The 12,607-nt window shown below is 61.4% G+C and carries 10 protein-coding genes; all 10 read right to left on the bottom strand.

Annotated features, from left to right (window positions below; translation table 11 throughout):
• Positions 1 to 14 precede the first annotated feature (14 nt).
• From D6877_RS14180 to D6877_RS14135, 10 genes are read right to left on the bottom strand one after another with little or no spacing between them, the layout of a single operon-like run.
• Positions 15 to 1,034: a sel1 repeat family protein gene (locus D6877_RS14180; protein WP_130911196.1), complete on the bottom strand. Its 1,020-nt coding sequence runs from the start codon at positions 1,032 to 1,034 to the stop codon at positions 15 to 17.
• Between the two features lie 5 nt (positions 1,035 to 1,039).
• On the bottom strand, positions 1,040 to 3,076 hold the full coding sequence (locus D6877_RS14175) for a type VI secretion system tip protein VgrG (RefSeq protein ID WP_130911195.1): 2,037 nt from the start codon (positions 3,074 to 3,076) through the stop codon (positions 1,040 to 1,042).
• 28 nt (positions 3,077 to 3,104) lie between these two features.
• Positions 3,105 to 4,106 (bottom strand): serine/threonine-protein kinase, encoded by a 1,002-nt coding sequence (locus D6877_RS14170; RefSeq protein WP_130911194.1) that lies wholly within the window; start codon positions 4,104 to 4,106, stop codon positions 3,105 to 3,107.
• The gene (locus tag D6877_RS14165; protein WP_041476618.1) at positions 4,103 to 4,831 is read right to left on the bottom strand and encodes a PP2C family serine/threonine-protein phosphatase; all 729 of its coding nucleotides are present in this window, start codon (positions 4,829 to 4,831) and stop codon (positions 4,103 to 4,105) included. The genes D6877_RS14170 and D6877_RS14165 overlap by 4 nt, the downstream gene beginning before the upstream one ends.
• Positions 4,831 to 8,370 (bottom strand): type VI secretion system membrane subunit TssM, encoded by a 3,540-nt coding sequence (gene tssM / locus D6877_RS14160; RefSeq protein WP_130911193.1) that lies wholly within the window; start codon positions 8,368 to 8,370, stop codon positions 4,831 to 4,833. The genes D6877_RS14165 and tssM overlap by 1 nt, the downstream gene beginning before the upstream one ends.
• Before the next feature lie 14 nt (positions 8,371 to 8,384).
• A complete protein-coding gene (gene icmH, locus D6877_RS14155) occupies positions 8,385 to 9,260 on the bottom strand; it encodes a type IVB secretion system protein IcmH/DotU (RefSeq protein ID WP_016772511.1) in 876 nt (291 codons plus the stop codon).
• A 5-nt stretch (positions 9,261 to 9,265) separates the two neighbouring features.
• Positions 9,266 to 10,597, bottom strand: coding sequence for a type VI secretion system baseplate subunit TssK (tssK, locus tag D6877_RS14150; RefSeq protein WP_016772510.1), 1,332 nt, complete (start codon positions 10,595 to 10,597; stop codon positions 9,266 to 9,268).
• A 2-nt stretch (positions 10,598 to 10,599) separates the two neighbouring features.
• A complete protein-coding gene (gene tssJ / locus D6877_RS14145; RefSeq protein WP_016772509.1) occupies positions 10,600 to 11,100 on the bottom strand; it encodes a type VI secretion system lipoprotein TssJ in 501 nt (166 codons plus the stop codon).
• Positions 11,101 to 11,105: 5 nt separating this feature from the next.
• Complete coding sequence (gene tagH / locus D6877_RS14140) at positions 11,106 to 12,302, bottom strand: type VI secretion system-associated FHA domain protein TagH (protein ID WP_130911192.1); 1,197 nt, start codon at positions 12,300 to 12,302, stop codon at positions 11,106 to 11,108.
• A gap of 18 nt (positions 12,303 to 12,320) precedes the next feature.
• Positions 12,321 to 12,461 (bottom strand): hypothetical protein, encoded by a 141-nt coding sequence (locus D6877_RS14135; RefSeq protein ID WP_003229566.1) that lies wholly within the window; start codon positions 12,459 to 12,461, stop codon positions 12,321 to 12,323.
• Between the last annotated feature and the right edge of the window lie 146 nt (positions 12,462 to 12,607).

Raw genomic sequence — 12,607 nt, 5'->3', positions numbered from 1 at the left:
GCTTCCTGCAATAATCAGTAGCAATAGCTGGCTTTAGTAATTTCAGCGGTCTGTTTATTTAGACGTTCCAAATGTGCGATAGACCCTTTGCTGCCTTTTTTGGCAGCCACTTGGTAGCACGCAACCGCCCGGGACATGTCCTTCGTTACCAGCTCTCCAGTTTCAAAGGCACGCCCGAGTGCATTTATCGCAAAAGCACTTCCCATACGGGCCGCTTGCGTCAGCGCTTCCTCAGCCTGTGCTGGATGCTGGCAAGGGCCATTGGAGGAAATATTGTTTCCATCGCAATAGAACAACGAGAGGCTCATCGCCCCCTCAGGCAGAGTGGTCGCTGCTGCCTTGAATAGCTGCTCAACCTTCTCCGTTTGCAACTGCGGAGCCATTCCGGAAAGACTCAAGCTTGCTGCATTCAAACTAGCCTGGGGATCGCCGGAAGCGGCTGCGCATAGATAGTTTTCCAAGGAAGCTTCAAACAACTCACCTGTGAGTCGGTACTGCTCCAGCCCCCCTAGACCTCTAAAGGCCTCTGCACGTTGAAAGCAAAAATTCTCTGCCTCGCTCATGCGGGGCTTGCTCGTCTCTACGAGATCTTTCTCACTGATCGACCAATCTTCAACCCCCTCAAGCACCCAACACGCTTGGAGAGAAAAGTTAAAAATCTTGATGTTGCTATTACCTGCTCGCTTATCCACTACGTTGAAATGATTATCGTCAATCGCCTCAACCTCTACGCCTTCAGTCTTGTCCGCGCCTACAGGCGCCATCAACGGAAACGCTAAATTGGTGCTAGTAAGCCCCATCGTTTGAGGCTCAAAAACCCCATGATCTCCCACCGGTTTCAAAACCAGCGACTTCACCGTCATTGCAGTCCACCGCTGCTGAGTTTCGGCATTCGCAGAAAACGCTGGCAGAAACTGGGAAAAGTCCTCGGACGGACATTCATCCGCATAAGCGCTGCCATGAAACAGGCTCAACAGCGACGCGGTGAAAACCGCCATCGTGATGCCATTGCTCTTCTTCAAAACACCATTCATGTCGATCACTCAGAAAACACAAAAAAAGCCTTCGGCTTAACCTTCTCAGGCGGCGCATTCAACAACGCCTGATCCATCAAACTCCCCGCCTTATCCTTATCCGCCGCCCCCGGCAGCACTGGCGGTTTAATCCCGATCCCCGTGCCGGACCCAGCCGAGCCACCCGCATTGATCTTGATCACCGGCCCAACCACCGTAACCCCACCGCCATCAAGCTTGATAAAGCTCCCACCCCCAAGAATGGTCAGCTCTGTCCCCGCCTCAATAACGATCTTGTCCCCAGCCTTGAGGTGTATCTCTTTCCCCACGCTGGTGAGCTGCGCAGTCCCCAGCTTCACATGCTGGTTCTGCCCAATCGTCAGGTGATCATCCAGCTTCGCTTCAACCTTGCGGTCGGAAATCGTGGTGCGGTGTTCTTCAGCCTTCAGCTCGGTGTAGGTGTTCTTAACCACCGTGTCATGACGCTCATTCCCGACCCGAATCTTCTGGTCGTGCTCAACGTTCTCATCCCAGTCGCGCTGCGCATGAATGTAGATCTGCTCCGCACCTTTCTTGTCTTCAATGCGCAGTTCGTTATACCCACCGCCACCCGGGGAGCTGAGCGTTTTGAACACACTGCGGGTCTTGTTCGCAGGCAAGGCGTACGGCACCGGGTTTTCCTTGTGGTACAGGCAGCCGGTTACCAGCGGTTGATCGGGGTCGCCTTCGAGGAAGGTGACGAGGACTTCCATGCCGATGCGCGGGATGCTGATGGCGCCGTAGCGGTCGCCGGCCCAGGAGCTGGAGACGCGTAGCCAGCAGCTGGTTTTGTCATCGGCGAGGCCTTCACGGTCCCAGTGGAATTGCACTTTGATGCGGCCGTACTGGTCGCAGTGGATTTCTTCGCCTTTGGGGCCGGTGACCATGGCGGTCTGGCTGCCGAGCACGCGTGGTTTCGGGTGTTCGAGGGCCGGGCGGTAGAACACGTCCCACGGGGTGGCGAGGAAGGTGTTGCGGTAGCCCTGGTGGAAGTCGTCCTTGTTGTCGGTGGTGTCGCTGGTCACGCCTTCTTCGAGGACTTGCGGTTGTTTGCCTTCGTGGAAGATTTCGGTGAGCAGCCACAGGTCGTTCCACTCGCTGCGCGGGTGGTCGGACATTTCCATGAAGTGGCCGCTGACCAGTCTGGTCTGGTCGCCGCGACCTTCGGCCTGGCGGTAGTCGGCGCGGTGGCGTTCGAGGGCGCGCTGGCTGAGGAACTTGCCGCGCGCGCGGTCGATGAAGCGGCCGGGGTAGTCGTAGTCTTCGAGATCCGGTTCAGTGCTCTCGCCGTCAGGTTTGTATGCGGCTTCCATTCGCAGGCGCGGTTTTTCGAAATCGTAGTCGCGGCGCGTGGTGCGCGTGGTGCGGGTTTCCAGACGCAGTTTGAAGGCTTTGATCACCGGCTCGTCGGCGACCATACCGCTGCCCTGCACGTACGCAGTCGGCTGACCGAGATTCTGGAACACGGTCTGGTCGTCGCCGAACACCAGCAGGTGGGCTTTTTCGCTGTGCTGGAAGTGGTAGTGAATGCCTTCCTCTTCGCACAGACGCTGGACGAAATGCAGGTCGGTTTCGTCGTACTGCACGCAGTAGTCGCGATCCGGGCACGGCTGGCTAAGCTGGAAGCTGTAGGCGTTGCTCTTGATGCCGTGCTCTTCGAGGATCAGCGCAATGATTTTCGGCGCGGACATCTGCTGGTAGATACGCTGGTTGGTGCGGTGATGCAGGTATTGCAGTTGCGGCACGATCGAGACTTTGTAGCGGGTCAGGCGCTTGCCGGCATCGCCCTGGGCGACGCGGTAGATCTGCCCGTGAATGCCCGAGCCCTGTGGATCGAATGCCAGAAACGCCTGCTTGTGCAGCAGTTGTTCGAGGTCCAGATCGGGGTTTTCGCTGACCAGTTCGAGGTCGAAGCGATACGCCTGGCTGATGCCTTCGGTGCCGGTGAACGACAGCACTTGCAGGTCGCCGACGTAGTCTTCGACCTTGAGGCTGAAGTGGGTTTCGTTAGCTGAGTTGAACATCGTGTGCTCCCTGTTCGAATGTCATCCGTTACGCCCGAAGTCGCAGACGTTGCAGCCAGGACGAAGTGGCGCCCAAGGCGTCACGCAATTGTTGGGCAGTGATGGTGCGTTCTGCCGGGTTGAAGCTCAGCGCGGTTCGCAGCGCTTGCCAGCCTTGCTGGGGTAGATTCGCTGGGGCGCGCAGCTCGCGCTCCAGATGCTCGTCGCGGGCCTGGGTCGAGGGCAAGCGGCGGAACGGGTGTCTGCCGCCCGCCAGTTCATAGATCACGCAGGCCACCCCGTACACGTCCGCGCTGGCCGACAACGGTTGGCCCTCAAGCAGTTCGGGGGCGGCGTAGCCCGGGGTCCAGGCGTTGAAGCGCTCGCGGCTCAGGTGCGGCAGGCCGGGCAAGGTGCCCTCTTCTGCCTGCCCCAGACCGAAGTCGAACAGGCGCAGGCCGTCTTCGCTGAGCATGACGTTGCTCGGTTTCAGATCACCGTGCAGCACGCCGCGACGGTGGGCGTAGGCCAACGTGTCGAGCAGCGGCAGGACGATGTCGCGCAGTTCTTCCCACGGCAGGCCGAGGGGCCGCTCGCAGAGCAATTTGTCCAGGGTCAGGCCACGCATGTATTCCATGGTGATAAAGGCCCGCTGGCAGTCGGTGTCGACTTCAAAGGTGTGTGCACGCACGACGTTGTCGTGGCGCAGGCGTCGGGTCAGGGCGAACTCGCTGTAGAGCAAGGCACTGGCGTCCGGCGATTCGGCAAATTCTTCGCTGAGGATTTTCAGCGCAATGTAAGGGTCGGGATCGCCGAACTGCTCATGCAGCAGATCCCGCGCCCGGTAAACGGCGCCCATGCCACCGGCCCCGAGCAGACGCTCGAGGTGGTAGCGACCGGCGAGTACATCCGGCAGCGCACCGATGCTGGCCTTGGTCGGCGCCAGCAACGGTTCGGCCTGGTTGCCCTTGGCGAAGGCGAAGTAGGTCAGGTTGTTGGCCTGCTCTTCGCTGATCAGCAGGTCATCGATGGGCGATTCGAGTTCACTCATTGGCGGATCACCACGGCAGTCAGGTTGTCCCGCGCGGCGCCTCGCAGGGCGCCGTCGAACAAACGTTCCAGCGCCACGTGCGGCGCGCTGAGGCTGAGGGCGTTGCCGAGGGCATCGCTGCTCAGGCCCTGATACAAACCATCGCTGCAGAGCAAAAACACATCGCCCGGATAGACCTCGAGTTCAAGCACATCCAGGGTCAGTGTGTCGGCGGCGCCGACGGCTCGGGTGAGTGCCTGAGCCGCCGGGTGCGCTGCCGCCTGTTCGACGCTCATTTGCTGCTCGTCGATCAGCTGCTGTTGCAGCGAATGGTCCTTGGACAGCTGATACAGCCGCTGCCCGCGCCACATGTAGCAACGACTGTCGCCGGCCCAGATGCAGGCCGCGCGATTGCCTTCCACCAGCAGCGCGACGACGGTGCTGCCCATGATGCTGTCGTGACGTCCGGCAGTGACCGTCAACTCCTGGCCCAAGCGCCGGTTCAGCCAGTGCAGGCACTGGCGGATGGCTTTGAGGCGTTCGTCGAAGTCCTCGTGTTGCGGCAACTCAGCCAGGCTGGCGACGATCAACTGGCTGGCGATGTCGCCACCCTGATGACCGCCCATGCCGTCCGCGACCACCCACAGCCCATGCTGCGGCGAGTCGAGGAAGGCATCTTCGTTGCGCGCCCGCACCTTGCCCGGGTCGGTACGCGCCGCGCTGCGCCAGGGACTGGCCACCAGCATCAGAGCTGCACCGGCATACGGAAGGTGCGCAGCACGCCCATGTCGAACGGGTTCGGCGTGCGCTGGCTGGTCAGCAGGTAGTTGGCGCGCAGGCCGCCCACGTCCGCTTTCAGTACCAGCACATCACGACCGTTCAGGTACTCGGTCTGCATCAGGTCGAACAGACGGAACAGCGACCATGGGCCGGAGTTCTTCTCGATACCGATCGGACGCCCGGCCATCTTGTCCATGACCAGACTGGTGCGACCGTCTTCAGCATCGGTCGGCCACTTGAAGGTCATTGGCAGGATCGGGCCGTGACGGTATTCCATGGTCTTGTCGCCGAACTTGAATTCGGAGCGGCTGACCGCCGGATCGAGGGTGTACGGCTCGAGCTTGAACTGCACGGTCGGCTCGGCCGGGTTGATCGAGAAGAAGCTCTGGCGAATGGTCTGCGCCGCCGCCATCTGGTCCAGATACATTTTCGATACCGGCAGGCTGTGACCGTCGACGCTGCGCATGCGGTAGTTGCCCGGATCGCCGCTGACGAATGGACGCATGTAGCTGTCGAAGAAGCGATCGACAGTACCCTGAGCACGGAAGAACTCGCGGAAGTCGCTGATCGCCACGTCGCTGGTGCTGCTGGCGCTGAACGGATAACGCTTGCTGATGGTCTTGCCATACACGCTGTACAGCTCGTTCTGATAACGGCCGTTCAGGTATTGGTAGGCATCGTTGAGCACCAGGCGCCACGAGTCTTCGGCCAGCACGTTGAACCACACGCTCAGCGGACGCGGCAGACGACCGGAGGCATTGCGCAGGTTGGTCAGCGCATCACGCTGGCCGCTCATGCGCGTCTTGGCCATCTCGAACGCGGCTTGCTCCGGCGTGCTGGAACGGGCCAGACCGGCCAGTTGCAGTTGCAGGTCGTTGAGCGCGCTGAACGCTGGCGTCAGGTCAGCACCCGGGCCGTTGTTGTCATCGAGCAGACGATGCAGCGGTTCGAAGCGGCGCTGCAGGGATTTCTTCGCGGTGTCCGGCAGATTCTTCGCCACGTTCAGCGCCGAAGCCTTATCGGCGGCAGCCGCGGCGAGTTTGCCGACCTTGCCCATTTTGCCTTTCTGTCCGGCCAGCGCATCGGCAGCTTCGCCGGCTTCATCGACCGGATCAGGCGCAGCTTCGAAGCGGGTGTTTTCACGCACTTCGGTGAGCAATGCGAGGACCGGCGAGTTAGCCGAAGTCAGGCCCGCCAGTTGCTCGGCGCCTTCGCCAGCGTCGCTGATCGGTGGCAATGCGACCTGGCCAACGGCTTCGCTCCAGTAGTTGGCGTAGTCGCGGAAGTACAGCTGCTCGAGTTCGACCATCAGGCGACGCAAGTCCATGTCGCTGATGCCCGCGCCTTCGCCCAGCACCCAGTTGTCACGCAGGATATCGGTGACCAGAGCCGCGCCCTGCACCGAGAAATACTGCTGATAACCCTGCTGGGTGTAGAAACCCGGGATCACGTATTCCGTGCCGATGAACAACGAGCCTTGTGGGCCGAGGTGTTGGCTGAAGCGATAGTCCGGCAGGTTGCGCGCCTGCTCGCGGAGCATGCGGTAAACCACGTTGGCCAACGATTCGCTGCGCAGGACCTGACGCGCCTGCGTGACCAGTTGATCGTTCAGCGGATAAATGAACGGCTGCTTGAGTAAGCGCTCGAGGTGCGTGTTCAAACCGTTCTGCACCGCGGTGTTGCCGGTGTAGCGCTGCGACCAGTCAGTGGCAACCCAGTCCTTGAGCCACGCCGCGTCGCGACGATCCTTCATGTTCAGCATCAGGTACGCACGCAGGCTGTTGAGCAGGCGATCGCGGTCCTTCATGTTGGCGCGGATCTGCCCCTCGAGCATGGTCGCCACCCGCGGCAGCAACTGCGCTTCAAGCTCACGCTCGTAGGCGGTTTTCACCACCGGGTTGATCTCTTCGCCCTGATACAGGCCGCCACGCTCGTGGTACGACACGTCGCTCTTGCTCGGGAACACCTGGGTCGCGGCGTAGCTGGTGTCGAGCACTTTCAGCACGCCCATGGCGTCATCGCGCGGCGTGACGGCCGAGCGTTGCTGGGTCCAGTTCTGCGCCAGCGTGCGCAGGTTTTCCAGACGCTCGTAGTTGGCCGAGAAACCACCGGCCCAGAGCATGCCGAACAGTGCCAGTGCCGCCAGAGCGCCGACGTACAGCGCACGCTGGCCCCAATGAATGCGGCTGCGCTCGCGCTTGTCCAGACCGGCCAGATCGGCTTCGGGGAAAATCACCTGGCTGAGCAAGTGGTGGATGAACCGCGAACGGCCGCTGCGCAGAGTCGGCAGCACACCGGCGTTCATGCCCAGGCTGGCGCCGATGCCGGCGGTGGTCGAATCCATTTCCTGGGTCAGGTGTGGCGCGCTGGTCAGGTAGAAACCGCGCAGTTGCGTGGCGCGCTGATAACGGTTGCCGGTGAACGCCATGTCGACGAACAGGCATAGACGCTCGCCGATCTGCCCCAACTGATGCGGGAAGTCGAGGATGCGGCCACGGCGCTGAGTGTCGCGCTCGGAGTGCATGCGCATGATCACTTGGCTGTTCAGGCGGCGCAGCAGCTCTTCGAACTCGTTGCGCAGGACCGTGACGTCGGTGCCGACCTGATCCTTGCGGAAACTGGTGCCGAGCACCTGATCACTTTCTTCGCGGGTCAGTTGATCGAAGAACTCGTCGAAGCCGAGCAGCTTGTCAGCCTTGCTCAGGACCAGATACACCGGCACATCGACGTGGAGTTTCTGATGCACGTCCTGCAAACGGCTGCGCACCTGGCGCGCGAGGGTCTCGATGTCCTGCTCGCTGCCGCCGGTGAGGGTTTCCACCGGAATGGTCACCAGCACGCCGTTCAACGGACGGCCGCGACGACGCTTGCGCAGCAGTTCCAGCAGGGTGGTCCAGGCGTTGCCGTCGACTTCGGCGTCCGGTTGAGTGGTGTAGCGCCCGGCGGTGTCGATCAGGACACCGTGATCGGCGAAATACCAGTCGCAATGACGGGTGCCGAGGGTGTCGCGGGTCAGCTTGCGGTCGATCTTGTTGATCGGGAACTCCAGACCGGAAAAGTCCAGCAGGCTGGTCTTACCCGAGGCCTGCGGACCGATCAGCAGGTACCACGGCAAGTCACTGCGCCAGCGCTCGCTGCGACCGCGATACAGGCTCGACGTCTTCAGGGTTTTCAGCGCGTCCTTGAACCGCGCCTTCAACTCTTTCTGTTCTTCGTCGATCAGCTCTTCGCGGCGAATGCGGTCCTGACCGTCCTCGCTTTCTTCTTCGGCTTTCTTGCGGATACCCGCGCGCCAGCTGACGAAGACCATGGTCAGGCCCCAGATCAGGAACAGCACGCTGATGGTCAGCAGACGCGAGGTCGCGCTTTCCCAGAACTTGTAATCATCGACCGCCAACAACGGGCCGACGAACCACACCAGCAGCGCCACGAACAGCACCAGCAGCAGAGTCCAGACCCAGGTCTGGCGCAGGAAGGCGCCGACTTTCTTGAAAAACTTTTTCATCACACGTCCCTGTTTTACGGCTGCGCCTGCGGTTGCACCGCGGCTGGATCAAGCGGCTGATAAGGATGCAGAACGGTGTCGCGTTGTTCGCTCAGGACCCAGGCGAAGCCCGAATACATCACCACCAGGCAGACCAGAGTAAAGAGCACCACCATCCACGCCGGCACGATGCGCACCAGGTTGCGGCGCTGATCGTTGAGACCTTCCCAGTGCGGCGACAACTCGCGCGGCACGTCGCCACGCAACTGACGGATCTGCCGGTACAAGGCGTCGCGGATGCCTTCAAGCTCAAGCATGCCGCGCGCCTGGACGCGGTACTTGCCCTCGAAACCGAGGGACAGGCACAGGTACATCAGTTCGAGCATTGGCAAGTGCTTGACCGGGTTTTTCGACAGCCGATCGAGCAGTTGGAAAAACTTCTCGCCGCCGAAGGTTTCGTTGTGGAAGCTGCTCAGCAGGCTCATCTGCGACCATTCGCTTTCGTTGCCCCACGGCGTGGTCACGACAGCTTCGTCGACCACGGTGCAGAGCACGTAACGCGCGGCCATTACCTGGCTGCTTTCGGCGCCGTTGTGCAGGGCGCGCACTTCAAACAATTTCAGCCCGGCGGTCAGCCGCTCATTTAGCGCGTACAGGTCTTCGCGGGTCTCGCTGTGCTTGAGACGCACCACTTCCGAGAGCAGGTCGGACGAGGCCGCGACCAACGAATTGAGGCTGATGTTGAAGGCCTCTGCCGGACGCAGGCGCGCGGCGTAGATCATGCGTTCTTCCAGTTGCTCGAAACGCGGCGGCGCGGCGAAGTCGGTCAGCGGACTCGATGCCGGTCCGTGGCCCTGACGGTCGAGCAGGACGGTTTTGTCGTCCTGGTTGTAATCCGTTTCCTTGATCATGTCGGTCAGTTCCTGATGGCCCAGAATTTCAGTTCAAGCTCGGCGAATTCGCCGGACACGTGGAACGCGAAACCGCCGGAGCGCTCGAGTTGTGCCAGGTCTTCGGAACTGAGTTCGAGGATGAAATAGGTTTTGTTCGAGTGGAACGCGATCTGCCGTGGGGCCACCGGCAACGGTTTGACCTTGATCCCCGGCAAGTGCAGGTTGACCAGTTGGCGGATGCGCTCCACCGGGCCGACCTTGAGGTGCTGCGGCAAACGCTGACGCAGTTCTTCGGAGTCGCAGTTGGCACTGGCTGCCAGCACGAACGAGGCCGAGCCGAGCAGTTTGTGGTCGTGCAACGGCGAGACGATGATGCCGTACTGACGCGCCTGCAGGATCAACTCGATGGCGTGCTGTTCGAGCACCATCGACAGCACCTGACGGATCGCTTCCATCAGTTTGCGGAAGCTTGCGCCCTGATCGGCGTGGGAATAGCGGCTGTCCAGACGCGGGCGTTTGCTCTCGCCGGAGAAGGTCGCCAGATCGCCGAGCATGGTCAGCAGCGTGCGGTACAACTCTTCCGGGTGCACTTGTTCCAGACCGAGGTAATGGCGCAGCAGCAGTTCGGTACGGTTGATCAGTTGCAGCATCATGAAGTCGCCGACTTCAGCGCCGCCGACCTTGCCGTTGGAGCGAATCCGCTCGGCGATGGTGTCGCCACGGTGGCTGAGCATGCTGATGACTTCTTTCAGGCACGACAGCAGGTAGCTGGAGGCGTGGGCCTGAATGTAGGTCGGGACGAAATCCGGGTCGAGGCTGATCACGCCGTCGGGCGTGGTGTCGAGCACGTCGCAGATTTTCAGCTTCACGTAGGCCTGATCGCTCTGCTGCTCGCCGAGCAACAGTTTGAAGTCCGGACGACCGCAGCTGACCTGGCTGGCAGAATCGTCGCCGGCGTTGGAGTCGGCGACTTCGGCGTCATAGGCGGTGTAGCGCGCGAGCACGTCGGATTGCTCCGGGCGCCGGGCCTCGATGTGGTTGCCGGTGACCAGTGGCAGCGCCAGATAGATCGGCGTGTTGCCGGTGTTCGGCGGCACGTCCAGCGCCAACGGCTCGGTGTTGCCACCGAGTTCGAACAGGCTGCCGTCCGGCAGAATCCCCGAGGCTTCACTGATCACCAGTTTGCCCATGTTGAGGAACTGCAAGTCGATTTCCAGATTGAGAAAACCCCAGGTGTAGCCACCGAGCAATTGCGTGCGGGTTTTCATCTGGTGATCGTAGTAACGATCGTTGTGCTGGAAGTGCTGCGGTCGCAGCAGCATGCCTTCCTGCCAAATGACTTTATGGGTGTTCATGATCAGTCATCCGCCTTGGCGAGCACTTGTTGGGTGTTGCGGATACCGGCCTGATCGAGGGTCAGATCAGCCTCGGTGAGTTCCAGCGGAGTGATCTGCACGGTGTGGCGCCATTGCGTATCCGGCAGGTCGCGATAAGCAGCGAGGATGCCCACGTAACGGCTGCCCTCCTCCACGCTGAGTTTCAGTTCCACGGTTTCACCCGGGCGCAGTTCGAGTTCTTCGCTGGCCACCAGATCCGGGTTGAGGGATTCCTTGGCGCGTTCGTAGAGGCTGAAGAAATCAGCGTTCTCGAAGGTCACCGGGTGCTTGAGTTCGAACAGACGCACGACGATCGGCGACGGCCGCCCGTTGAGGTCCGGGTTGAGCTGATCGCTGCCGGTCAGTTTCAGATTGATCTTGGTCACTTTCGAGTACGGCGACAGCGACGAGCAACCGGCAAGCAGCACCAGCACGGTGAGCGCAGTCAGCGTCTTGAAAAAAGCGGTCGAGCGGCGAGACATGCGCATCATCCTTGGTGGTCGGTGTGGAGGGTGGAGATCAGGCGGATCTGTTCTTCGTAGGCCTGGGCAAAGTCGCGGGCCAGCAGACGCTCGCTCCAGTCATCGTCCTGACGCAGTGCCTGGTGATAGCGGCCGAACGCTCTCCAGCGCCCGCCCGACGTGGCGATCAACGGCTTGCTGTCACGCTCGAAACGCAGGGTCAGTTGCTCTGGCGAGAAGTGCTCCAGCGTGCCGCGTACGGCGGCGCGACTGGCGGTGAGCAAAGCCACTTGGTGCGCCTGCAAATCACGGAATGCGCGGGAGATCGCCTGCTCGGCAGGCAGGTGCCCCGGTTTGCTTGGCTGCAACAGAATTTCCAGTGCTTCGCTCGGATCGACGGCGAATTTCAGCGGGTTCTTGTTGGTGCCCTGCACCGTGGTCTGGGCCAGACGCAGTTCGTTTTTCAGCTCGGAGCGGGTGCGCAGGCTCTGCTGCAAACCGCCGATGCTCTGGCGCAGCAGCCGCGCAGCGTTCAGCGCCAGCGCTTCGCGTTCGTCGTGGCTGAGGCCTTTGACGTCGACGCCGAGCGCCGCGCCGAAGTGCTCCCAGAAACCTTCGCTCTGACGCTCGACGGCTTTCGGTGCAGGCGCCGGCTCAGGTTCGACCGGGGCGGCAATCAGCTCCGGGACCATCAGGCTTTCCATGTCGATGCGCGCGTAGTCGGCACGTTGACGGGAGTCTTCCGGCTTGGCGGTGGGCGACAGCAGTTCGTCGATTTCCGAGTAGACGCGCTCTTGCTGTTCGAGGGCATTGAGCGGGTCGAGGTCGAGGAACGCGTCATCCGGAATGATGCTGCCAGCGGCACGCGGACGGCCGACTTCGCCGTCGAAGGTCGCCGGGTCACGGACCAGCCGCGCGCGGATCTCGAAGTCGCCGAGAATGTAGGTGCTGCCGTGCTCGATGCGCACCGGCTCGCCCTTGTGCAGGCGCGCGCCGCTGCTGCCGTCCTGAACACCGTTGCTGCTGGTGTCGGTAAGGAAGAACGAGCCCTCGCGGTAGCTGACAATCGCGTGATGATTGGACAGGTGCCGCTTGCGGTCAGGGATGATCCAGTCACAGTCCTCGCCGCGCCCGATCACGCCACCGGCCTGTTTGAAGGTCCGCTGGCACAACTCGGTGGGCACGAACTGCTTGGTGTTCAGCATTTCGAAAACCAATTCCATGTTTGATGCTCCTTGCGGTCACTTGCCGCGATTGACCGCTTGCGGATCACCCAACGGGCGATAGTCGTTGTCGTTGAATTTGTAATTGCCGCTACAGCCGCCAAGGCCGCATAGAACGACGAGGGTCAGCAGGACAGCGTGCCAGTGACGAACAGACATCAGAGGGTCTCCAGGTGTAGACAAAGCACAAAGCGCCGACCCTTGCGGGCGGCGCTGAAATAAGTTTTTGAGGTGGGCTCGAAGCCTCTAGATCGAGGCCTTGCGCCATAGCCTGGAGGTACGGCGACCTCCCGCGGCGAGGGGAC

It is taken from the genome of Pseudomonas sp. Sample_9 (genome assembly GCF_004307535.1).
Classification (GTDB): Bacteria; Pseudomonadota; Gammaproteobacteria; order Pseudomonadales; family Pseudomonadaceae; genus Aquipseudomonas; species Aquipseudomonas mercuritolerans.
The sequence above is the reverse complement of the archived record's forward strand: the minus strand, read 5'-3'. Positions and strand labels throughout refer to the sequence as shown.